Source organism: Pedobacter sp. 05T44 (assembly GCF_056395985.1).
The window spans coordinates 122,079-147,277 of record NZ_JBFTKO010000019.1; the positions used below are offsets into that span (position 1 = coordinate 122,079).

The window sequence follows — 25,199 nt, forward strand, 5'->3', positions numbered from 1 at the left end:
ATTAAAAACATATATTTATGAAATTAATTAACAAAATTTTCATCATCCTGCTATGTGTAGCAGCACTTGTCGGATGTAAAAAGAGTTTTTTGGACCGTCCGTCCAATTCGCAGATAAGTTCTACCAATTTTTATAAAACCACTTCCGATGTGCGATTGGCTACGGCAAGCCTTTATGGCGGTTCGCACTGGTGGGCATGGAGCAATGAGTGCTGGATACCACTTGGCGACGTATTGAGTGGTACCGCTAGCTTCCCATATAATGGCGATTTGGTACAGCTTTTTACACGTACCATTACCGCCCAAAATGGTCTTGTGACGAGGGGTTGGATTGGGTTATATAATACTGTAGCACAATGTAATACGGTTATTAAAGCCATACAAGAGAAGGCTGATCCGTCTATTTCGGAAGTAGACAAAAATGCTGCCATCGCTGAGGCAAAATTTATTCGTGCCATGGCTTATTATCATTTGGGGATATATTGGGGTGCAGTGCCAATTATTGAAGATAACAGTAAGCTGATAAAAGATCCGCTGCGTAATCGCAACATTGTTTCGGATGTCTATAAATTCGTTGCTAATGACCTGACTTACGCAGCTCAACACCTTCCTAAGACAGATGAAAAAGGCCGGGTAACTACCTGGTCGGCGCAGGGAATGCTGGGCAAGGCATATTTGACGATGGCGGGTGTAGGCAAAAATGGTAGCCGCGACCAGGCCTTGCTTGACAGTGCTAAAAAGTATGCTGGCAATGTGTGTAAAAATAGCGGCTTGAAATTGTTTCCTAGTTATTATGATCTTTTTAAGGTACAAAACAACGATAACCCAGAAGCATTATTTTCCCTTCAATGGGCCGGTGGTGTGGGTTATGGAACTGGCAACGCCCTACAGCAATTATTTGCGCCAGATAACATCATTACTCCTCAAAAACAAGGGGGATGGATGGCCTTGGCGCCAAGCTACGATTTATACCGGATGTATTCTTCTAGGGATACGGTAAGGCGTAAAGCCACTATCATGCTCAACGGAGATTTTTATCCCGAATTGATTGCCGCCGATGGTGGTTATACGGCAAAAGGTACGGGCATGAAAAAACACATGGTTGGCAACGAAAAAGATAATAACTTGCCAACAATGGATTCTTGGTCATCCCCCGAACACAATGCAATGCTTAGATTGGCCGATGTGTATTTGGTATATGCCGAAGCCATTTTGGGTAACAATAGCACTACGAGCGATGCGGATGCGTTACACTATTTCAATGAGGTGCGGGAAAGGGCCGGCCTGAATAAGGTGACTGTGCTGACACCTGCAGCACTGCGTACTGAAAGAAGAGTTGAACTTGCTTTTGAAGGACAATACTGGATAGACCTGGTTAGGTATTCTTATTACGATCCGGCTAATGCTGTGAAGCTTCTTAATGATCAGGATGCTACCCACGGTCGGATTTCGTTTACTTATGATCCTGTAACGAAAATAGCAACAAGGGATACTATTGCTCCACCGGCTGCGCTACCGGCAACTATCGCTTCATTTACGTTGCCAATTCCGTCATCTGAGCTAACCACCGCCCCTAAATTGGCAGAACCACCGGTACCATATTATTAATTAAAAAAAATAAAAGATATTGTTATGAAAATAAAATCATATCTGACCTTGTACTCTTTGCTGCTTTTCTTAATGATAGCGGCTGTATTACCTGCGTGTAAAAAAGAGACTGAAAGCAGTTCTGCTCCAGTCATTTCGAGTATTAAGAGTTATGCCGCCTCACCTAATGATACCGTTTTGCACAGTGCTACGCCAAACTGGCAATATGTTGTAATAACCGGAAATAATTTGCAGAATGCTACACAAATAAGTTTCAATGGTGTTCCTGCTTCTTTTAACAGCGCTTTATTTGCGCCTAATAGTGCCGTGGTGCAAATACCCGCCATGCAGTTTTCAAAAATTGATACTGCTAAACTCTATATTGTAGAGTATACGACAAAAGCAGGTTCCACAAGGTTTTCTTTTAAATTAGGTCCGGCAGCACCTACCTTTTCGGGAATTTCCAATTTATATGCCAATCCAGGCGATTCTGTTTATGTTTATGGCTCAGGCCTATTTTTCGTTCAACGCTTTTCGTATAGGGGTACCGCAATCCAATCTTTTAACTTAGACACCAGCGGGAATTCTATTGGATTTTTGATGCCGGCTGCAACGACCGATGATCAGATATCAATAATCACCAAAAGCGGTACGTTGAATCATAAAATAATTGCGACCCCGGTCATAGCAGGTATTTCAAATGAAAATGCCAACCCGGGTGATTCGGTTTATGTTTATGGTAATTATCTTAAAGGTATTCAAAAGCTAACGTTTGCAGGCACCACGATTACTTCATTTGCATCATCCAGTAATGGAAGTCATGTTGGTTTCGTTTTGCCAACGCTAACGCAAAGGGGACCGGTATCAGTTACTACACAGTTTGGCACAGCTACTACTGTGTACCATGTAAATGATGTAGTAACAGGCTCCATCTCAAATTGGGATAGTAATTTTAATTGGCAAGGCTGGGGTGCTGGTAAAGAAACTAAAGATAATTCTAATTTCCATGGCAATCGAAGCACCTATTTTGTGTTGGATGTCGATGTGAACAGCGAGGACGGATGGCCCTGGACTACTAACATACCCATGAATGCAATACAATGGGTGCCAAAAGCCAATATTGCCGACACGGTTAGCCATTGGGCATTTAAATTTGAAGTAAATATCCCGAAAACCTGGAAAGGTACTACGGTTAATATTGTAAGTGGAGTAGACGGCTATGTGGCCCGATGGGAGCCATGGCGAATAAACGCTACGACCACGGTACCGTACAGTACAAAAGGGTGGGTAACAGTAACTATTCCTTTAACATCGTTCCGTGCATCACATCCTGAGCTTGGCCAAGGTATGGGGGATTCACTAACCAAAATTGCGGATTTAACTGGTGAATCCGGAAATACATCGTGCATCATGTATATACATAACTATGGTCTTTCGGCAGGCAGCTTTTATGGCGCTGTTGATAATTTGAGAGTTGTAAAAATTAAATAAACTAAATCCCCACGGCAACATAACGCCGTGGGGATTTCTTACTAATTAGATAATTAAGAAAAAAATGAAGATTAAGTATCCTTTTAAAATATTTATATTTCTTATTACAATTGTATCTTTATTATCATGTAAAAAAGCGAATAATCCGGATCCGCAATTAACAGTTAGTGCATCCACCATAACTTTTACGGCTGAAGGGGGAACAGAGGACATATCCGTTTCAGGTAATACCGATTGGAGCATCAGCAATCCTGCTTATTCGTGGTTGCAATTAAGTACAACATCAGGCAACAGCGGCAGCACTGTTATTCATTTAACAACATTATCGCTAAATACTACAGCGGTATCCCGCTCTGCTGTTTTATTAATAAGTTCTTCCAACGGCCAGGCAAGAAGGGTGGTCGTTTCTCAGATCCCCTTCATATACCCAAATTATAACACATCATCCATAGCGCCAAACATGACTGGAATGAGCAGTACGGCCGTGGAACTGGCAGCAAAAATGCATGTAGGAATAAATTTTGGCAATACCATGGAGTCCCCAGGCGAAGGTGACTGGGTGTCGGGTAATAAAATTACCGAATCGTATGTGAAATTTGTAAAACAAATAGGTTTCAATGCTGTACGGATTCCTTGTAACTGGAATTGGACTCATTTAAGCGATCCGGATAAAGCGAAAATTGACCCTGCCTGGCTTAACCGGGTGAAAGAAGTAGTTGGATGGTGTGTGGATAATGATATTTATGTGATGCTGAATATTCACTGGGATAATGGCTGGCTGGAAAATAATATTAATAAGCTAAAGAAAGATTCGGTTGACGCTAAGCAAAAGGCGCTTTGGGAACAGATTGCTACCACTATGCGCGATTTTGATGAGCACCTTATGTTTGCCAGCGCGAATGAACCTGCGGCGGATAATGCCGAGCAGATGGACATACTCAATAGTTACCACCAGACATTTATTAATGCAGTGCGTGCTACCGGAGGCAGAAATAGTTACAGGGTGCTGATTGTGCAGGGGCCTCACACAGATCCTAATAAAACTTATGATCTGATGAATACGCTACCAACAGATAAGATTCCTAACAAGTTGATGGTCGAGGTGCATAACTACACGCCTGCTACATTTACGATACTAACGGATGGAGATGTAAGTTGGGGCAAAATGGCTTACTATTGGGGGAAAGGGAATCATTCTACTATTGAACCAGAACGTAACGCCACCTTTGGAGAAGAGGAAGTGGTTGATTCTGAATTCAAAAAGATGAAACAGAAGTTTGTTGATAAAGGTATCCCTGTAGTGCTGGGCGAATATGCATCCTGGAGGCGGACTGCCAGCAACGGCAATTTTGTTCCTAAGGATCTGGAGATGCATAACAAGTCTGTGGAGTACTGGGCAACCTATATGACCAAACAGGCTAAAGCAAATGGTCTTCTGCCATTCTGGTGGGAGACAGGTTTTATGTTAGACAGAGCTAATAATGCGATAAAGGACCAGGGTATGTATGATGCCCTTATTGCAGGGTCTAAGTAATAGTATAGTGTCAATTATAGTATGTCAATTCAAATTAATCCTTAACGAGTATCCATTTTTTGGGTAAAATAAAAAAAAATGTTTAGAAAAAAAATGTTGTTCACTGCGGTCCTTGCCATCTCTTTTCTGGGAAGTAAAGAAGATGCAGTAGCTCAGACGAATGCTGATAAGCCGAAATTGATTAGTGAAAAACTGGAAGAAAAATTCGCAAATGTTTCGCCGAAACTTACCTCCAATAATGCCAATCCTTTATTAGATTTTATGTTTACGGCCGACCCAACAGCTGTAGAATACAATGGAAGAATTTATGTGTATGCTACGAATGATCATCAACAGTATGAGAAGGTAGGAAAGGATGGGAAAAATAGTTACGAGCATATCCGTTCGCTGGTCATGATGTCTTCCGATGACATGGTCAACTGGACTTATCATGGCCTCATAAATACAGCAAAGCTGGCACCATGGAGTACAAATTCCTGGGCACCTTCCATTACATCCAGATTGGAAGCAGATGGTAAAACACACTTTTATTTGTATTACTCCAATGGCGGTGGTGGCTCAGCTGTGCTTACTTCCACCTCTCCTGTTGGCCCATGGAGCGACCCGTTAGGAAAGAACATAGTTGACCGTTCTGTTCCCGGTGTGGATGTAGATGCTCCATTCGATCCCGGAGTTCTTATTGACGACCAAGGTACAGGCTGGCTGACTTTTGGAGCCGGAACGCCTAAAACGAAATATATGCCGGATAATGCCAGAATTGTCAAATTAGGGGCAGATATGATCAGTTTGGCTAGTGATGTTGCTAAGATACCCGCTCCTTATTTTAATGAGGCCAGCGACCTTAACTTTATCAATGGAACCTGGGTTTATAGCTATTGTACGAGTTGGGATGAACGTACTGAATGGCCTTATAGCAATATTAATAAACCAACCGCATGCAACATATCTTATATGACGAGTAAAACACCCTTAAATCAGGATAGTTGGAAGTATCGCGATAATTACTTTAAGAATACCGGCGAGGTTAACGTGGGGCCTTTTACAAACAATCACACCCACTTGTTCAGGTTTAAAGAGAAATATTATATTACTTACCATGCCATGTATTTACAGGATTATTTTGGCACTAAGGGTGGTTTTCGTAATGTGGGTTTCGAACCAATACAGGTGGATGAAAAGAATGTGAATATCCCCATGGTCAACGCAACTTTTAAAGGTCCGTCACAACTTAACCCCTTAAATCCATTCGTTCTTCAGCAAGCAGAGACCACTGCAGGTACTTCGGGGCAGGTTCAGTTCGAAGCGGATGGTAATCCGGGCAATATGGTTGCCAAAGGAAAAGCAGATAAACAATGTCTCATGGTTCGTGGAGCCGATTTTAGCAAACAGATTCCTGCCAAATTCGAAGCCAGGGTGAAAGGAAAAGGTAAAATTGATGTTTATGTAAATAATCTTAAAGGTAAGCCTCTTGTTTCCCTTATATGTGATGTAAAGGAATGGACTACGCGCTCAAAGAAAATAGAACTGAAAATAGATAAAGGAGTAGGGAATATCTATTTTGTATTTAATGGAGAGGGTTTTTTGTTTGATGAATGGAAATTCATTTATTAATTCCGGTTGCTGGTTTATTGATGCTAATTATAATCAGATAAGAATGAAAAAAATAAATGTGAATATGAAAAATACGATTTATAGGTTATGGATGACGGCCTTAATTATCACACTTAAAGTACCGTGTTTATACGCACAAAAAGCCACTAATCCGATTATTTATGCAGATGTACCCGACATATCAATGGTACGTGTAGGCGATAGCTATTACATGAGTAGCACAACGATGCATATGAACCCGGGCGTGCCCATTATGAAATCGACAGATCTTGTCAATTGGAAAATTATCAACTATGCCTATGATACTTTGGCAGATCTGCCGGCGCTAAATTTGACAGACGGTCAAAACGCATACAGCAAGGGTTCCTGGGCAAGTAGTTTGCGCTATCACAAGGGGATATATTATGTAACCACTTTTGCATACACCACCGGTGAAACCTATATTTTTAAAACAAAAGATATAGAAAAAGGAAATTGGGAACGAATTTCTTTTAAGCCAGCGTATCATGACAATTCCTTGTTTTTTGATGATGATGGCAAGGTATATTTAATTTATGACGCGGAAAGACTAAAAATTGTTGAATTAAATGAGGATCTAAAAGGAGTTAAACCAGGCGTTACGGAGAGGGTTCTCATCGAGAGCGCCAGCGCACCAACAGGAAAAGAAGTAGGCCTTAGCGCAGAAGGATCTCAATTATTTAAAGTAAAAGGCAAATATTATTTATTTAATATTTGCGCGCCGCGCGGTGGAATGCGAACTGTAATTATCCATAGGGCAGATAATATCAACGGACCTTGGGAAGGGAAAGTTGGTTTACAGGATAGAGGAATTGCTCAAGGCGGACTTGTCGACACTCCCGATGGACGTTGGTTCTCTTATCTTTTCCGCGATTTTGCTGCTGTTGGCCGCGTTCCTTATCTCGTTCCTGTCAAGTGGGAAGAAGGCTGGCCTGTATTAGCAGAAAATGGTAAAGTCCCGGAACATCTAGACCTGCCGGCCGGTAAAGGTTTGATTCCGAATTTGGTCGCTTCTGATGAATTCAACCGAAAGAAAGGAGAAGCAGCACTTCCTTTAGTATGGCAATGGAATCATAATCCGGATAATGCGCTGTGGTCTGTAACTGAAAGAAAAGGATTCCTGCGCCTCAAAACAGGAAGAATCGACACTGGTTTTCTTCAGGCCAGAAACACACTTACACAACGCACTATTGGTCCAACCAGCTCGGCTTCTGTTGCCCTTGATGTTTCCAAAATGAAAGACGGCGATTTTGCCGGATTCTCAGCTTTCCAAAAAGAGTATGGATCAGTGGGCGTTAAAATTGACGCTGGTCAAAAGTCGATAATAATGATCACTACTGATAATGATAAGCCTGTCGAAGTAAAGCGAATTCCATTGGATCAAGACCAAATTTACTTCAGGATCGATTGCGATTTTACCGGCATGAACGATGAAGCTAATAACCTTTACGCTCTTAATGGGAAAGATGAAGCTAGTTTCTTTTACAGTCTTGATGGAAAAGTTTGGAAACCAATAGGGCGACCTTTGAAGATGAAATATAGCATCCCACATTTCATGGGCTATCGTTTTGCTTTGTTTAATTATGCGACTAAAAACATTGGAGGTTATGCAGACTTTGATTACTTCCATATCAATTACAAGTAGTAATAATCACAGCAGTGCTGCTGTACTGCGAAAATGCATTTAGGGTGGAATATCGGTAATACAATGGAGGCTGAAGGTGGTGAAACGGGCTGCGGTAATCCTCAAATTAACTACTTAATTCAAATCAATATTTTTATAAACTTAAAAAACAAATTAACATGAAAAAAATCACACTATTATTTTTTGCTCTACTAACAGGGATGTTAGCCAATGCACAGGAAACTCTGTATGCCGAAAATTTCGAATCAAATGTTGCCATCCTTGGTGATGGTCAAATGCATACATTTAAACCATCTACAAAGGCAGGAACATGGAGTGGTGGGATAGATCTAAAAACTGCTGGCGATGCCAATGTAAATTTGCGTCAGGGGTGGKGTGAGCAATATAATTTGAAAATAGAATCTAAAGGTGCTGCTGTTACCATACCTAATATCAATGTGGTTGGTTTTACAAATTTAAACCTGTCTTATGAATTTGTTGTTGAAGATGCAGGAGATGCTGTAGCACCAAAAATTGAAGCAAGTGTTGATGGCGGTGCTTCTTGGGTAACTCTACCTACAGTTGCTAGTGGTGGAGGGTGGTCTAAAGAAGCAAAATTGCTTGCTTTGCCTTCAGGAAATTATAAAACAATAAGCCTTAGAATAAACCCTAATACGGTGAGTTCTAATGCTATAATGTTTGATAATTTTATAATTACTGGAAAGAAGCTGTAAGCCTGGCGACTGAATCGAACCAATCATGTGACAATTCAATTATGATTTATCCAAATCCTATTTGTTAACGAATTTAAAGGGGGGAGCTGTAAATTCAGATCAACCATTTCGTGTTTCCATTTTTGATATACTTGGAAGAAAAGTAGAGACAATAAAATCATTGTCTTCAAGCCAATTGTCAATGGAATCTTCATTGAAATCAAGATTGTATAAATTACTCAAAATCATTTAAAATGGTTAAAAAAAATAATTGAATTTTTTTTATGGAGCCAGCGTAAAAATGCTGCTGGCTCCATTTCATATAAGGTTTAATATTTAAATAGTTCTGATAACAAGAATCAKAAAGCAACGAACAAATACTATTTTTTAATCAATAGAATAACAATTGTATAAAAAATGCAAATTTCATTTAAACGTTACTGCAAAATTATGGAGTTACTTAACGACCCTATTCTAATCGAAGCTTATAAAAAAGCCCATGCCAAAGGGGCTGTATGGACTGAAATAACGCAAGGCAATGACAGAATTAGCGCTAAAGCCACGTCAAAGCGAATGAGAAGCGCACATGTCGCAATTTCAGGACAGCTCTGCCGAGGTATTACCTAGAAATAAATAAATTATAAGGCCTATAACTCACAGGTTAAGCGTACTTTCTACAACCTATCAAATCATATGAATAAAATTATAGTAACATTTTTTTTGATCCAGTTGAGTTTTTTTGCAAGAGCTCAATATCAAGTAAGTCCGAATTCGAAAGGTCCGGGCTTTTATTTGAATCCTATTTTTGCAGGAGATTATCCTGATCCGAGTATATTACGTGATGGCGATAATTTTTATATGGTCCATTCCTCGTTTGAGTACTATCCAGGTTTATTGATCTGGCATTCAAAAGACCTGATTAACTGGAAACCATTGACCCACGCCCTGCATAAATACGTAGGCTCGGTGTATGCTCCCGATTTGGTGAAGTATAAAAATAAGTTCTATATCTATTTTCCGGCAAACGGGACTAACTATGTGGTAACAGCGGACTCGATCGATGGGAAATGGAGTGATCCGATTGACCTGAAAATTGGCAACATTGACCCTGGTCATATAACAGATGAACATGGCAAAAGGTACTTGTTTTTCAGTAACGGGGGATTTGTACCCTTGTCAGATGACGGTCTTTCTATTACAGGGAATCAAAAGAGTTCTTACAACGGTTGGCCTATACCTAAAGACTGGACTATTGAGTGCTTTTGCCTGGAAGGCCCCAAGTTGATAAAAAGAGGAGAATACTACTATCTTACTGTAGCTGAAGGAGGAACGGCAGGTCCTGCTACTGGCCATATGGTCATTTCTGCACGATCAAAATCGTTATCGGGCCCGTGGGAAAATTCCCCTTATAATCCGATTGTCAGAACAACTAAACAAGATGAAAAATGGAAATCGAAAGGGCATGGTACCATCTTCGACGATGCAAAAGGAAACTGGTGGATGATTTTTCATGCTTACGAAGATGGTTTTTACAATAAAGGTCGTCAGACTTTATTGTTGCCGGTAGAATGGACAAAAGATGGCTGGTATAAAGTGCCGGATGATATAGTAGATAGTAAACCTATCAGGAGACCAAATTTAGCTCCCTTTAAAACCGACTTTACATTGAACGATAATTTTAAAGGCAATAAATTACAGCCTCAATGGGAATTCTTCGAAGGATTGGATACCAGCAGGTTTAACTTATCTGACAATGGTTTATCCATTAAGGGAAAAGGAAATAATGTAGCCGGTAGCTCGCCCTTATTGTGCATTCCATCAGGCCATTCGTATACGGCAGACGTGGAATTATTAATAGAAGGAAAAGCAACAGGTGGTTTAGTTCTTTTTTACAACAACAATGCCTATTCAGGGATTCTGGCCGACGATAAGAACATATTTGTCAATTTACGTGGCTGGCAGTTTCAAACTGAAAAGAGCGTTATAAAAAATCATGTATTCCTTCGTCTTAAAAACATTAATAATACGGTAAATATGTATTTTAGTACAGACGGTATTAAATGGAATAAAATTGAAACTTCGCTTGAGGTTTCTGCCATACATCATAACGTGCTGAGTGGGTTTTTAAGCTTAAGAATTGGCTTGTGTTCCATAGGCGAGGGGAATGTAACATTTAAGAATTTTAAATTTACCCCAATAGATTAAATTACTAGGCAATTTATGAGAATACTGAAAAATATTACCCTTTTAATTGTAGTAACTGTATTCACGGTTTTTGCAGGCCATGCTCAGCTACCCGTTCATCTTAAGGTCGAGGGAGGAAGGATTCAGGGGGCCGTGGAAAATGACTTAACTGTATTCCGTGGAATTCCCTTTGCGGCCCCTCCTGTCGGTTCCTTGAGGTGGAAAGCTCCCCAGCCGGTTGAAAAGTGGGATGGGGTAAAGCAGGCTGCTCATTTTGCAGCCTCACCTATGCAAGAGGGAAATCCTGCGGCCGGTAAAAGTGAAGATTGTTTGTACTTGAATGTATGGACCCCTGCAAAATCCAACCAGGTCGATTTGCCTGTCCTGGTTTGGATTTACGGGGGTGGATTCAGTTCCGGATCAACCGCCGAACCTTGGTATGATGGACAGAAACTGGCACAAAAGGGAGTTGTTTTTGTCAGTATTGCCTATCGGGTAGGTCCACTCGGTTTTTTGGCGCATCCGGAATTAAGCGGAGAGGGGACTGAGCATGTGTCGGGAAACTATGGTTTGCTAGACCAGATTGCGGGGCTAAAATGGGTGCAGAAGAATATAGCTGCGTTTGGTGGCGACCCCAAAAAAGTAACCATTTTTGGGGAGTCGGCAGGAGGAATCTCTGTTAGCATGTTGTGCGCTTCGCCGCTGGCTAAAGGTCTTTTTCGGAGTGCCATCTCTCAAAGTGGCGGGTCTTTTGGCCCTGCCGGTATCAAAACATACCCGGGCGAAAACATGAAAGCATTGAGGCAAGCCGAAACTGATGGGCAAGCTTACGCAGCCAAAGCAGGTGCTGCTTCCATAGAAGAACTTAGAAAGATGGAAGCCGACAAACTCCCTATGGGTTGGGGTGTTGGCAGTTCATGGCCTATTATAGATGGACATGTGATCCCTGATGTTCAATATAAACTATACGAAGCAAACAAGTACAATGATGTGCCGGTACTTATTGGTTACAATTCTGATGAAGGGCTAAGCTTTTCGCCTGGAGCGAACCCTAAGGAATATATTGATGGGGTAAAAGCACGTTACGGGGAATTTGCTGACAATTTGATTAAAGCCTACCCGGTAGGCGAGAAGTTCGTTACCCGGTCTGCAAGAAATCTGTCAAGGGATGCTGCTTTTGGATGGCACAACTGGACATGGGCCAGACTCCAGTCAAAAACGGGGACATCGAAAGTGTTTTATTATTTTTTTGATCAGCATCCAAACTATCCCGAAGGTACTCCTGAATATGGGCACGGCTCTCCTCATGCACAGGATGTTTCGTATGTTTTTCAACATATAGATCCTTTGAACCCGAAAACTTCTAAATCAGATCTGGAAATTTCAACCGCGATGGGGAGTTACTGGATCAACTTTGTGAAATACGGAAACCCTAACGGTAAGGAGCTTCCGCTATGGCCTGCGTTTACCGGCGATAAGCCGGCAGTGATGTATTTCGCCGAGACACCCCATGTGGGACCAGTTCCCGACGAAAAGTCACTTGTTGTACTGGATCAGTATTTTAGGTGGAGAATGGATTTAAATGGAAAAGACCGGGAATAGGATTTTTATCGAATTTGCAATATGCACGCTTTGAAATGTCGGTTATAGCCTTTTGCTATAGCTGGCGTTTAAACTTTAGTAACAGTCCCTAAAAACTACCAGCCCATCAACTGATGATTAAGGAGGAAGGTTATTAAAAAAAAACCAGATTTAAGTGTAGCTTAGCTATACCAATATTACGCAACCAATTATAACCTGTTTGGGTTTTTAGCTTTAATTGTTCCTGGCATCCGGAGAATGACTAAAGCATTTAATAGAAAAATATATGTTTCGGTTTTTAGCCCTGATCAGCGCATTCCTGCTGTATAATTCTCTTTTTGCGCAGGAAAATGTATACCAGTTTTCTCATTTAGATATTTCAAATGGTTTATCAGACAATCAGGTAAATGCGATATACAAAGATCAAAAAGGATTTATGTGGTTTGGTACCACCGCCGGGCTCAGTCGTTATGACGGACATGAATTCAAGATATTTCAACATAATTCAAAGGATAGCACCAGCTTACCCGATGGTTATATTGTCAATATATTTGGGGGACCCGAGAAAGAATTGTGGATTAAATCTAATCGTGGCTTCAGTATATACTATCCCTTAACCGAAAAGTTTGAGCGGTTTCAGAATAAACACTTTCAAAAATATAAAATTCCTGGTGGATACCTTAGAGAGATAAAAACCAACAATAGGGGTAGTTTCTATTTTTATATAGAAAATCAAGGTATTTTTTGTTATGATTCTAAAAGCGAAACCACTACGAGTTATACCCCTAAAAGTGACGTATTAAATTCCCTGTCTTCTGGTATAATAAGTGATTTTATCGAGGATTTAAAAGGTAATTTATGGGTAATTCACGCCAATGGTGTACTGGAGAAGTTTAACTTAAAACAACAAAAGGTAACAAGCAGATATTTTGATGTTAAAAACCGTCTAGGAACACAGGAAAATTATTTCAATCTCAAACTCAGCCTTGATGCTGAAGGCAATGTTTTTATTTATAGTCCGGGTGATCTTTTTGGGTTATATTACCTCAATGTGGCGAGCGACAAATTCCACTATTTTGGGAAAAAACAAGACCATTCGGGGCTAAGCTCTAAAAATGTCGGCTCTGTTCTGGAAGGAGAGGATGGTAAAATCTGGATAGGCACTGATCATGGAGGAGTTAATATATTAGACAAGCGGACCAATACATTCACTTATATTTTAAGTAGAGAAGATGACCAGAGGGCTTTAAGTGACAACAGCATAGGTTCTTTGTATAAAGACAGTAGCGGTATTATCTGGATGGGTACTTCTAAGAAAGGAATTTATTACTATCATAAAAGCATCTATAAATTTCCCAGAAATCAGTATTTAACCGGAAATAACTCCCTACAGAAGGATGTGAATGCCTTCGTAGCAGATAATAAGGGCAATTTATGGATTGGAACAAATGGCTCGGGTTTAATACATTTGAACAGGAGTACGGGTGAGATTAAAACCTACCGTAATAATCCCGAAAATGACAACTCTTTAAGCAGTGATATTGTGGTAAGCCTATGTGTCGATCCTTCGGGTGTTTTGTGGATTGGAACTTTTTTAGGTGGGCTTAATTCATTTGACGGACAGAAGTTTACACATTTCAAACGTACCTCAGAACCTTCCAGCCTTTCAGATAACCGAATTTTTGCCTTATTAGAAGATTCTTCCAACAGGCTTTGGGTGGGCACCTTAAATGGTGGATTAGATCTGTTTGACCGAAGCACCGGGAAATTTAAACATTTTAATCCATCAGTGAAAAATACCTTGAATGCATATGGCATTTCCTATTTATATGAAGATAAAAATAAAAATATTTGGATTGGTACGACAGCGGGGGTTAATATCCTGGATGGTAAAACTTTTAAAGTCAAACAATTGGTAAATGATCCTAAGAATACGAATAGCCTGGTACAAAATGATATTAATTGTATAGTAGAAGATGGAAGGGGGTGGATTTGGATAGGTACAAGGGAAGGTATAAGCATATATAATCCCACAACGGGGAGTTTCAATAACCTAAGTGAGGATACTGGTTTGCCAGAGAATACTGTCTTTGCTCTTCTTGAAGATCCAGATCATCATATCTGGTATAGCTCCAGAAAAGGACTTTACAAGATTTCTGTAATTGCACAAGGTAAAAGCTATAAATTCCAATACAGCAAATACAATAAATCGGATGGGCTGCAAAATACCCAGTTTAATTTTAATGCCGCATACAAAACAAAAGCCGGCGAATTGATTTTTGGAGGACCAAATGGCTTTAATATTTTCAGAGCAAGCCAAATCCAAAACATCCAGTCGCCTTCTGCCCTGGCCATGACCGAATTAGAGGTGTTTTATCATAAAGTGCATGTTGGCGAGAATCTAAATGGGCGAATCATTCTGCCCGAATCCATCACAGCTCTTAAGAATTTAACCCTTACCTATAAAGAAAATATTTTTTCCCTTCAATTTGCGTTGCTCAACTATTTTGCTCCGCACAAGATTACCTATAAATATAATTTGGAAGGATTTGATGATCGCTGGCTTACCGTTCCTTCAGAAATACGCAAGGCCACTTTTACAAACCTTGACCCAGGAGAGTATACCTTTCACGTAAAGGCTTTTAATGAAAGTGATACTATACCTATAGCGGAGTCGCAACTGAAAATTACAATTTTGCCCCCTTTCTGGCGCACCACATGGGCATATTTATTGTACGCTTTCGCCATCGGCTTTTTATTGTTATTTATCCGAAACCGGGGGATCAATAAGCTACGACGGGAATTTGCTTTAGTACAAGAAAGAATTCAGGCCAGGCAATTGCGTGAACAGGACCGTAAGGAAGCAGAAAGGCTGCGGGAACTGGATTTGTTAAAAATTAAATTTTTAACAAATCTGAGCCATGAGTTCAGGACGCCTATTTCCTTAATTCTGGCCCCTGTAGATAAACTTTTAATTGAAGCCAGAGAGAAGGAGCGTCATGGTCAGCTATCTATGATAAAAAGAAATGCAAGGCGTTTGTTAAACCTGGTAAACCAGTTGCTCGACTTCCGTAAAATGGAAGAACAGGAATTGCAGCTGAACAGGAGTGATGGCGAAATTGTCTCCTTTATCAAGGAGGCAACAGAGTCTTTTTATGACCTGGCAGAACGGAAGCAAATCAAATTAACTTTCAAAAGTGCTATTGACAATTTATATGTCTCTTATGATCACGATAAGGTCGAGCGGATACTGTTCAACTTACTTTCGAATGCTTTTAAATTTACGCCTTCGGGAGGAAATGTGAGTGTGGAATTACAAACACTGCCGAACCCGACAGCGGATGGAAAGGTTTTATTGGAGTTAAAAGTGATAGACTCAGGAATTGGCATTCCAAAAGATAAACAGGAAATTATTTTTGAGCGGTTTTTTCAAAATGAAACTTCCGCTGCTATTCTTAACCAGGGTTCCGGAATTGGCCTTTCCATCACAAAAGAATTTGTGAAGATGCACGGCGGTGAAATCACGGTAGAAAGCGAGCCAGGCTTGGGTAGTTGCTTTACCGCACACCTTCGTGTTGCACTCGCATCACTTGCTGTGCTGGAGGAAAAAGATGCGGAATGTGCTGATTGGCCGGGGGAGGGGAAATCGGATAAAAAAAATGAAGTAAAAGAGTCCACTGGTGAGCGTCTGCGCACGAAAAATGCACCCGTTATATTGTTGGTTGAAGACAACGAGGACTTCAGGTTTTATCTCAAAGATAATTTACGCGTTTTTTATAAAATAGAAGAGGCTTCAAATGGCAAAGAAGGCTGGCAAAAAGCCCTCGCACTGCATCCAGATCTAATCGTTTCCGATATCAGTATGCCGGAAATGAATGGTAATGAATTGTGCGAAAAAATAAAATCAGATGTAAGGACAAAGCATATTCCCATCATCTTGCTAACGGCATTGACGACCGAAGAAGAACAAATTAAGGGATTGGAAACAGGGGCGAACGATTATATGACAAAGCCTTTTAATTTTGAGATTTTACATTCCAAGATCAAAAACCTGCTCACCCTTCATCAGACATTTAAAAGAACTTATACCAGGCAAATTAACATTGCATCTCCGGAAATGGAAATTGAATCGGACGATGCTAAATTTTTGAACGCTGCGTTGCTTTACATTGAAGAGAATCTTMACAACCCCCAGTTGTCTGTAGAAGACCTGAGTAGGCATATTGCCATGAGCAGGGTATCACTGTACAAAAAATGTCTAAAGGTAACGGGTAAAACTCCAGTAGACTTTATCAGATCAGTTAAGTTGGAGAAAGCAGCAGTACTATTGGAAAAAAGCAATAAAACCATTGCCGAAATATGCTATATGGTAGGTTTTAGCACCCCTAATTATTTTGCGAAATCCTTTAAAGCAAAATACAATGTGCTTCCTTCTGAGTATATAGTAGAAAAAAGGAATAAAACATCCGAATTAGGTTAACATTTCTTCTTACTTATTTAACATTACTACTCTGTGGTCTACATCCGGTATTGTAGTTTCGAGCCACAAAGATCAGGCGATCCATGCGCCAACTTTTAAACTCAAATTACATACAACCGAATATAAAATTAATGAAATCAATATTTTTAGCTGTAGTAGCAATAGGTGCCTCGTTATTGGTAAATGCGCAACAGAAACAGCCAATTTACCTTGATCTAAGCAAACCCATAGAAGAGCGGGTTGAAAATGCACTTTCGCTGATGACTACTGAAGAAAAAGTGTCCCTTTGCTATGCCCAGTCTAAATTCAGTTCAAAAGGTGTGCCTCGTTTGGGAATCCCTGAAGTTTGGACCGATGACGGCCCGCACGGAATCCGTGAGGAAGTTTTGTGGGATGAATGGGGTGGGGCAAATTGGACAAACGATTCTTGTACCGCTTTTCCGGCACTCACCTGCCTGTCGGCTACGTTCAATCCCGAATTATCCTTGCTTTATGGTAAATCGATCGGAGAAGAGGCGCGGTACCGCAATAAAACCGTATTATTAGGGCCGGGTGTAAACATTTACCGTACACCACTAAACGGTCGGAATTTTGAATATCTGGGTGAAGATCCCTACCTCAGTTCCCGCATGGTGGTGCCTTATATACAGGGAGTTCAATCCATTGGCGTGGCAGCATGCGTAAAACATTTTGCATTGAACAATCAGGAAGAGTGGCGTGGTCATATCAATGTTGATCTAAGCGACCGTGCGCTAAACGAAATTTATCTGCCTGCTTTCAAAGCAGCAGTGCGGGAAGCAAAAGTATGGTCGATCATGGGAGCATACAATCAATTCAGAGGCCAGCATTGCTGCCATAATGATTTACTTTTGAATAAGATACTAAAGAGTGATTGGAAATTTGATGGTGTCGTGATTAGTGACTGGGGCGGTGTTCATGATACTGACCAGGCTGTTAAGAACGGGCTGGATCTGGAAATGGGTACTTATACCGATGGGTTAACAACCAAGGGCAAGTTCCCCTATTCAGATTACTATCTGGCTAATCCCTTCCTTAAAGGAATTAAAGAGGGAAAGTATGATATCGCTTTGCTCAATGACAAGGCCCGTCGCATACTGCGTTTAATTTTCCGGACCACCATGAGCGCCAACAGGCCTTTTGGCCGTTTCGTTTCTCCCCAGCACAGCGAAGCTGCGCGCAAGATTGCTCAGGAAGGAATCGTGCTCTTGAAGAATGAGCAGCAATTTTTTCCTGTTCCTGTAGGTAAATACAAAAAGATTGCCGTGATCGGAGAAAATGCTAATCGCAGTCTGGTAGTCGGTGGCGGGTCATCATCACTCAAGGTAGCCTATGAGCAATCACCATTAGAGGGATTGATTGCCAAATACGGAAAAGATCATATTGTTTACAGTCTTGGTTATGCATCTGGACCGGCACTTTACGGACGTGAAGAGCCTTCAAAGTTAAATGCAGATTCGCTGATTGCTGCTGCTTCCGAGGTTGCAAAGCAAGCCGATATCGTATTTTTTATTGGGGGGCTGAACAAAAATCACTTTCAGGATTGTGAAGGTGGAGATCGCCAGTCGTTAAGCCTTCCTTTTGGTCAGGATAAGCTGATTGATACTTTGCTCAAAGCTAACAAAAACACGGCTGTTGTACTRCTTAGCGGAAACGCAGTGTCTATGCCATGGATAAATAAAGTACCCGCCGTTATGCAGGGATGGTATCTCGGCTCTGAAGCCGGAAATGCATTGGCCGATGTAATCTCGGGTGAGGTAAATCCTTCGGGTAAGTTGCCTTTCTCTTTTCCAAAAAAGCTGGAGGATAATGCTGCACATTTTTATGGTAAAATCTCTTATCCTGGCGACAGCGTTAACCAATATTATAAAGAAGACATTCTGGTAGGGTATCGGTGGTTTGACACTAAAAAAATAACACCTCAATTTTCCTTTGGGTTCGGGCTTTCTTATACCAGCTTTGACTTAGGACCTCTTTCTGCTGATAAATTAACTTATAGCAAAGACGACGTAATCAGGGTAAAATTCACCGTCAAGAACACAGGTTCACGCTATGGTGCCGAAGTTGCTCAATTGTATGTAAATGATCCGGTATGTACGTTGCCGCGACCAGTTAAAGAACTGAAAGCCTTTAAGAAAGTGCTCCTGCAAGCCGGAGAAACGAAAACCGTTGAATTGGACGTGAAAGTTGCAGATTTTGCTTTCTATGATGAAGGAAAAAAGGATTGGAACATTGAGGCAGGAGACTTTATACTGCAACTGGGAAATTCCTCAGGTAATATTTCTCAAAAGCTGAAGATAGCTGTTAAATAAAATGGCACTTAACAAATACGCTTACTTAACCAAACATTATACATGAATTTATATTCTTATTTTTTCGTTGCCTGTGTATCGGCCTTTTGTTTCCTAATGGGGACGGAGGCTGTTGCACAGGAGACTCACGTCGACCCTATAATCATTAAGGCAGAACGCAATATCCTGCTCCGGAGTTTTATCGATCTTGATGGAGGTAAACGCGTTACCCATGCCATCAGTATAGGTAGTCCGCTGAAGGTTCATTACACTTATGATGCCGACAATGGTCAATTGGTGCTATTATGGAAAGGTGAATTTCTGGATGCAACACCAATGTGGCACGACAGGGGCGATGGTTCTTCGCGGCCAATTGGAAAAGCGATCCAGACTGGAGACGCGACACCACAGATTCAGCGTTTAGCAACACAACAAAGTGAATTTAAAAAAGACACCACTGGGTCAGGCTTCAAACCGAAGGGTTATACGCTTGATGCGTCAGGTTTGCCAAAGTTTAAGTACCAGACATATGGATTGAATATTAAGGATGCAACCAAGGTGATTGATGGCGGCCAGGGCATTCGACGTGAAATTGAGCCGGAGGGAAGTGCCGATGACTTATACCTGTGTCTTGCCAGAGCAAATGCTATCGAACAGAAAGATGGTAAATATGTTATTGCAGATAAAGCTTATTCCATTACTGTAGCGGATGAAGCCACATTGAAGCCTATCATCAGAACAATACAAAGCGCTCAGGAACTCCTGGTTCCATTCAAAAGTAAGATCATTTATTCCATTCTCTTTAACCAGTAACCTGATGAATATTTATTCCAATTATAAAAACGGTATGTCGTGCTTATTGACAATGACATTTATACTGATGTCAATAACATGTTTTGCCCAGGCAGAATCTCCAAAGGAAGATGATTATTTTAAGATCATGAAAGTATCTGCTCCCGAAGGAGCAATACTTGAAGTGGGTGGACTCTGTACGTTACCTAACGGCGATTTGGGTGTCACTACCAGAAGGGGGGATGTTTTTATCGTGAAAAATCCTTCTTCACTCAAACCAACATTTCAAAAATTTGCTTCGGGTCTTCACGAGGTGCTCGGACTTGCCTATAAAAACGGATCATTTTATTGTGTTCAACGAGGGGAACTTACCAAAATGACAGATACCGATAACGATGGCGTGGCTGATGATTTTGAAACCATATATGCCTGGCCATTGTCGGGAAATTACCATGAGTACAGTTTTGGCCCTAAGCTTGCTGCCGACGGATCTTTTTTTGTGACCCTGAATCTTGGATTTCCGCCTACCTGGTGGAATCCAAAAAGTCTGGTTCCATGGAGGGGCTGGGCACTCCGTATTTTTGAAGATGGAAGGGTTGAGCCATGGGCTGCGGGTATGCGCTCGCCCTGCGGGATTAGTATGATTGATGATCAACTGTTCTATACTGATAATCAGGGCGACTGGGTTGGCTCAGGAAGTATCATGCAAGTAAAAAAAGGTGCGTTTATGGGACACCCATCCAGCCTGGTGTGGACTAATCTGCCGCAATCTCCGCTCAAACTTACCACAGAGCAGTTTTTTGCCAAGAATCAAACAAAGATGATTTACGACAGCAACGGGAATAGTGTAAAGCCAGAAAACGATGTGAACGAGAAAGCGGTAACCGAGTTCGATATGAAGAAGAATTTTCCAGAACTCCAACTACCTGCGGTTTGGTTGCCTCACGGAATTCTTGGTATTTCAAATTCTGAGATCGTAAAAATTCCTCCGGGCTCCTTTGGTCCTTTCGCTGGCCAGCTTTTGGTAGGCGATCAGGGGCAGAGTATGATTAGCCGTGTGTTTATGGAAAAGGTAAACGGTGAGTATCAGGGGGCGGCATGGCCTTTTAGAAGTGGGTTTCAATCGGGTATTGTGCGTTTGGCCTGGGGCAAAGACGGATCGTTGTTCGCCGGCGAGACCAACCGTGGGTGGGGCTCGGCCGGTGAGGCTACAGAGGGGATCCAGCGTCTGGTTTGGAACAACAAAATCCCTTTTGAAATGCTCAGTATAAAGGCCATGCCAGATGGGTTTGAAATAGAGTTTACCCAACCTGTTGATAAAAAATACGCCTTAGATCTTGCTTCTTATTCAGTGGAGAGCTTTATTTATAAATACCACAGCGTGTACGGAAGTCCGCCGGTAAATGGCCAAAAGTGCAATGTAAAGGGCGTTCGCGTTTCAGCTGATGGCCGCACTGCCCGAATTATCGTAGCCAACCTGCGCAAAGGATATATTCACAACATTACATTAGATGGTATTCGCTCACAAGAGAACTACTATAGCCTGGTACATCCTACATCATATTATACTTTAAATAATATCCCGGAAGGGAAGATACTTAGCCTTGCAGAGGTAAGCACCAGGAATTCATCTTCTATTAAAACACTGCCTCGGGGACAAAGTGGAAGTTCCTTGTCAGGTAAAAAAACGTTAGCGGCGAAAATTCCAACCTATGACCAAGTGAAAGGGCTTCTAGCTAAAAATACCTGCCTGGCCTGCCACAATGCAGAGAAGCGACAAGTAGGCCCTTCTTTTAAGGAGATTTCCACCAAAAAGTATACGGTCGAGGAACTAATAAGCCTGATTTATACGCCTAAACCGGAGCATTGGCCGGATTATTCCACGCCGATGCCACCTATGTCCAATGTTCCAAAAGATGAGGTTACCAAAATTGCGGCCTGGATCAAATCATTAAATAAGTAATACATCAATAACTAAAGAAAATCAACGAACTATATGAAAAGATCAATATTAATTGTTGCGATGCTTGCGGCCAACGTGATGATAGTCCAGGCACAGCAACCAGGGAAACCGGAAGATACCGAGGTATGGACTCCTGTGCCTGCAAAAGTAAGTCCGGCTAAGGTGCCAGGAGCAGCGCCTTCTGATGCCATAGTTCTTTTTGACGGGAAGGACCTGGATCAGTGGGAGAATTCCGCTGATGCTGCTTCAGCAGAAAAATGGAAGTTATCTGATGGGATCATGACGGTAGATAAGTCCGTGGGCGATATCCAGACAAAAGAGAAATTTATGGATTTTCAGCTTCATATTGAATACAGGATTCCGGAAAATATAACTGGAAGTGGCCAGGGCCGAGGTAACAGCGGTATTTTTCTGGCTGCGCTTCCCTGGGGTGCTGGTGGGTATGAGTTGCAAGTGCTAGATAATTATGAGAATAAAACCTATGTAAATGGGCAGGCTGGTAGTTTTTACAAACAATCGCCACCGATGGTAAATGCCTGTTTAAAACCAGGAGAGTGGCAGACCTATGACGTCGCCTGGACGGCTCCCCGTTTTAACGAGGATGGGTCTGTAAAGTCACCGGCTGTTGCAACAGTTTTACACAATGGCATTCTCGTACAGAATGCGACCATACTCAAAGGGGATACACCTTATATTGGTCAGCCAGCCTACAGAAAGCATGGCGCCTCACCAATTAAATTACAGAGCCATGGAGATAAAAGTGAACCGATCAGCTATCGCAATATTTGGTTAAGGAAATTATAGCAAATCACAAGCGAATACCGCCGCTGGCAGATCCAGCACAACATACAATTAGAAGACCAGGCAACTAAATTGCCCTTCTGCCAATCGATTTTTTAATAGAAACCAATTATAATCCCTATATGAGAACACTAAATTATCTTTTCGGCATCGTAGTCATCCTTATGTTTGCGAGGTGCCACAAGCAAGAACTCGGAAGTCCTGCTGAGAAACAGGCTCTTGCAAAAGCAATGAATGCTTTAACCATTACCAGCTACCCCAGTTACAATACCTCGCCCCTTCCGCCGGACCAATCTGGAGTGGCCAGCACAGCAGCGCAGCTMGCTGCAAAAATTCGATTGGGATTGAACATAGGAAACACCCTCGAAGCAATAGGTGGTGAAACCGCCTGGGGTAATCCTCTGGTTACCCAGGCATATGTCGATCTGGCAAAAAAAAGCGGTTTCAACGCCATTCGGATTCCTTGCGCCTGGGATCAATATATGGCCAACAGCAATACAGCAGAGCTTCAGCAAGTATGGCTCGACAGGGTTAAACAGGTTATTCAGTACTGCATTAACAAAGACATGTATGTGATATTAAATATACATTGGGATGGTGGATGGTTGGAGAACAATTGTACGCCCGCTCAGCAAGCCGCGGTTAATGCCAAGCAAAAAGCTTTTTGGGAGCAAATTGCGACACATATGCGTGGTTTTGATGAACACTTAATTTTTGCCAGCGCAAACGAACCTTCAGTAGAGGATGCCACGCAGATGAGCGTCCTGCTTTCTTATCATCAAACGTTTATCAATGCGGTTAGATCAACCGGAGGGCGCAACAGTTACAGAGTGCTTGTTGTCCAGGGACCCTCAACAGATATTGACAAAACTAACAGTTTGATGAACACGCTTCCTACAGACCAGGTAACCAATCGCCTAATGGTTGAAGTTCATTACTATACTCCTTTCCAATTTTGTCTGATGTCGTCAGACCAATCATGGGGTAATATGTTTTATTATTGGGGATCGGGATATCATTCCACCACCGATCCTTCACGAAATTCCACCTGGGGAGAGGAGGCCGACCTAAGCGCGTATTTCCAATCGATGAAAACAAAGTTTGTTGACCAAGGCATTCCTGTGGTTTTAGGAGAATATGGAGCATATACCCGGTCGTCACTCACAGGTGATGCGCTAACGCTCAATCAGGTTTCCAGAGCATATTTTTTAAATCAGGTTACACGCCAGGCTTTGTCACGCGGTATTCTTCCATTTTATTGGGACACTGGGGCAATCCTGAACAGGCAAACAAACACTGTGGGCGATCAACAAGGTTTAGCCGCTCTTGTGCAAGGGGAACAAAACGGTACCTCACCTGGCATTCAGGTAGGAAGTATCTATCAGATTATGAATAGAAATAGTTTTAAAGCACTAGAGTTCGCCGGATGGGGCACCGCTAACCATACATTGGCCGATCAATGGGAATATTTAGCCGGAGCAAATCAACAATTCAAAGTTGAAGATGCAGGTAGTGGCTATTACAGGTTAACACCAATGCATGCTTCAGGAAAGTGCTTGGAGATCGATAGCTGGTCAATAGCCAACGGTGGTCAGGCAGATTTGTGGGATTATTCAGGCGGAAATAATCAAAAATGGTCAATTCAGGCAACTGACAACGGATACTATAAATTGATCAATGTAAATAGTGGAAAGGCGCTGGAAATTTCAGGATATTCCCTGAACAACGGCGGCAGTGCTAATCAATGGGACTATTATGGAGGACGTAACCAGCAATGGGCGTTTCTAAAAATGTAGGTTAAAGGCGTTAAAAAAATTAAGCAATTTTTGACTATATCCTTGTTCAATATAAACACTTACTCACAGACAAGAATACCGGCAAGACTTACACTTCATAAATACAGCAAAGCTGGCACCATGGAGTACAAATTCCTGGGCGCCTTTCCATTATATCCAGACTGGAAGCAGATGGTAAGACGCACTTCTATTTGTATTACTCCAATGGCGGTGTTGGCTCTGCCGTACTTACTTCCGCCTCTCCCGTTGGCTAGTGGAGCGACCCATTAGGGAAGAAAGTACAGAATGGCCTTATAACTGAGCCATGGAGATAAAAATGAACCGATCAGCTATTGTAATATCTGGTTGAGGAAATTACAGCTAAATATTTTTAAGCAATCGATTGCCTAGATTAAATATTTTACTAATTTCGTTTAACCAAATACTAATATTTTAATTCAACCCAAATAAATAAAGAAAATATGCAGCTATTCAGGTGGTAATATCAGGTGAATAGCTTATAAGCCAATGATATAACTTTTGATGCGTCCAATGGCCGTGCTAACAAGGATGCTGTTAGAACTAACTAAATAACCATTATATTATGAACGAAAACATTAACAAGAGTGCCTTATTCAACGGGAGTTGCTTTGCCGTGATTACCACAGCTTTTACCTTCTCTATTCGGGCGGGTATTTTACCCCAGCTCGGAGCGCAATTTAACCTGACTGCAGAAC

Annotated in this window: 15 protein-coding genes; all 15 read left to right on the forward strand. The window is 41.6% G+C overall.

Annotated features, from left to right (window positions below):
* Positions 1-17 precede the first annotated feature (17 nt).
* Entirely contained in the window at positions 18-1,607 is a 1,590-nt protein-coding gene (locus AC1DDK_RS22545) for a RagB/SusD family nutrient uptake outer membrane protein (protein WP_477612219.1), read from the forward strand.
* A 24-nt stretch (positions 1,608-1,631) separates the two neighbouring features.
* Positions 1,632-3,077: a glycan-binding surface protein gene (locus AC1DDK_RS22550; RefSeq protein ID WP_337717656.1), complete on the forward strand. Its 1,446-nt coding sequence runs from the start codon at positions 1,632-1,634 to the stop codon at positions 3,075-3,077.
* Positions 3,078-3,141: 64 nt separating this feature from the next.
* On the forward strand, positions 3,142-4,611 hold the full coding sequence (locus tag AC1DDK_RS22555; protein ID WP_288882474.1) for a cellulase family glycosylhydrolase: 1,470 nt from the start codon (positions 3,142-3,144) through the stop codon (positions 4,609-4,611).
* 78 nt (positions 4,612-4,689) lie between these two features.
* Positions 4,690-6,222, forward strand: coding sequence for a glycoside hydrolase family 43 protein (locus AC1DDK_RS22560; RefSeq protein ID WP_337717658.1), 1,533 nt, complete (start codon positions 4,690-4,692; stop codon positions 6,220-6,222).
* Positions 6,223-6,265: 43 nt separating this feature from the next.
* Positions 6,266-7,885, forward strand: a complete 1,620-nt coding sequence (locus AC1DDK_RS22565; RefSeq protein ID WP_288882478.1) for a glycoside hydrolase family 43 protein — start codon at positions 6,266-6,268, stop codon at positions 7,883-7,885.
* 158 nt (positions 7,886-8,043) lie between these two features.
* A complete protein-coding gene (locus tag AC1DDK_RS22570) occupies positions 8,044-8,598 on the forward strand; it encodes a hypothetical protein (RefSeq protein WP_477634071.1) in 555 nt (184 codons plus the stop codon).
* A gap of 429 nt (positions 8,599-9,027) precedes the next feature.
* Complete coding sequence (locus AC1DDK_RS22575; protein WP_337717662.1) at positions 9,028-9,204, forward strand: hypothetical protein; 177 nt, start codon at positions 9,028-9,030, stop codon at positions 9,202-9,204.
* Between the two features lie 66 nt (positions 9,205-9,270).
* A complete protein-coding gene (locus AC1DDK_RS22580; RefSeq protein WP_337717664.1) occupies positions 9,271-10,782 on the forward strand; it encodes a family 43 glycosylhydrolase in 1,512 nt (503 codons plus the stop codon).
* A gap of 15 nt (positions 10,783-10,797) precedes the next feature.
* The gene (locus tag AC1DDK_RS22585) at positions 10,798-12,363 is read left to right on the forward strand and encodes a carboxylesterase/lipase family protein (RefSeq protein ID WP_337717666.1); all 1,566 of its coding nucleotides are present in this window, start codon (positions 10,798-10,800) and stop codon (positions 12,361-12,363) included.
* A 265-nt stretch (positions 12,364-12,628) separates the two neighbouring features.
* Positions 12,629-16,822 (forward strand): hybrid sensor histidine kinase/response regulator transcription factor, encoded by a 4,194-nt coding sequence (locus tag AC1DDK_RS22590; protein ID WP_477634072.1) that lies wholly within the window; start codon positions 12,629-12,631, stop codon positions 16,820-16,822.
* Positions 16,823-16,953: 131 nt separating this feature from the next.
* Positions 16,954-19,152: a beta-glucosidase family protein gene (locus AC1DDK_RS22595; RefSeq protein ID WP_337717671.1), complete on the forward strand. Its 2,199-nt coding sequence runs from the start codon at positions 16,954-16,956 to the stop codon at positions 19,150-19,152.
* A gap of 42 nt (positions 19,153-19,194) precedes the next feature.
* Complete coding sequence (locus AC1DDK_RS22600; RefSeq protein WP_337717673.1) at positions 19,195-19,944, forward strand: hypothetical protein; 750 nt, start codon at positions 19,195-19,197, stop codon at positions 19,942-19,944.
* Between the two features lie 4 nt (positions 19,945-19,948).
* Entirely contained in the window at positions 19,949-21,886 is a 1,938-nt protein-coding gene (locus AC1DDK_RS22605; protein WP_337717675.1) for a c-type cytochrome, read from the forward strand.
* A 33-nt stretch (positions 21,887-21,919) separates the two neighbouring features.
* The gene (locus AC1DDK_RS22610; protein ID WP_288882492.1) at positions 21,920-22,690 is read left to right on the forward strand and encodes a 3-keto-disaccharide hydrolase; all 771 of its coding nucleotides are present in this window, start codon (positions 21,920-21,922) and stop codon (positions 22,688-22,690) included.
* A 119-nt stretch (positions 22,691-22,809) separates the two neighbouring features.
* Positions 22,810-24,483, forward strand: a complete 1,674-nt coding sequence (locus AC1DDK_RS22615; RefSeq protein ID WP_288882494.1) for a cellulase family glycosylhydrolase — start codon at positions 22,810-22,812, stop codon at positions 24,481-24,483.
* Positions 24,484-25,199 lie beyond the last annotated feature (716 nt).

Excerpts from the sequence above, each read along its gene's own strand:
- AC1DDK_RS22545 (WP_477612219.1), top strand. The coding sequence starts at position 18 with ATGAAATTAATTAACAAAATTTTCATCATCCTGCTATGTGTAGCAGCA.
- AC1DDK_RS22550 (WP_337717656.1), top strand. The coding sequence starts at position 1,632 with ATGAAAATAAAATCATATCTGACCTTGTACTCTTTGCTGCTTTTCTTA.
- AC1DDK_RS22555 (WP_288882474.1), top strand. The coding sequence starts at position 3,142 with ATGAAGATTAAGTATCCTTTTAAAATATTTATATTTCTTATTACAATT.
- AC1DDK_RS22560 (WP_337717658.1), top strand. The coding sequence starts at position 4,690 with ATGTTTAGAAAAAAAATGTTGTTCACTGCGGTCCTTGCCATCTCTTTT.
- AC1DDK_RS22565 (WP_288882478.1), top strand. The coding sequence starts at position 6,266 with ATGAAAAAAATAAATGTGAATATGAAAAATACGATTTATAGGTTATGG.
- AC1DDK_RS22575 (WP_337717662.1), top strand. The coding sequence starts at position 9,028 with ATGGAGTTACTTAACGACCCTATTCTAATCGAAGCTTATAAAAAAGCC.
- AC1DDK_RS22580 (WP_337717664.1), top strand. The coding sequence starts at position 9,271 with ATGAATAAAATTATAGTAACATTTTTTTTGATCCAGTTGAGTTTTTTT.
- AC1DDK_RS22585 (WP_337717666.1), top strand. The coding sequence starts at position 10,798 with ATGAGAATACTGAAAAATATTACCCTTTTAATTGTAGTAACTGTATTC.
- AC1DDK_RS22600 (WP_337717673.1), top strand. The coding sequence starts at position 19,195 with ATGAATTTATATTCTTATTTTTTCGTTGCCTGTGTATCGGCCTTTTGT.
- AC1DDK_RS22605 (WP_337717675.1), top strand. The coding sequence starts at position 19,949 with ATGAATATTTATTCCAATTATAAAAACGGTATGTCGTGCTTATTGACA.
- AC1DDK_RS22610 (WP_288882492.1), top strand. The coding sequence starts at position 21,920 with ATGAAAAGATCAATATTAATTGTTGCGATGCTTGCGGCCAACGTGATG.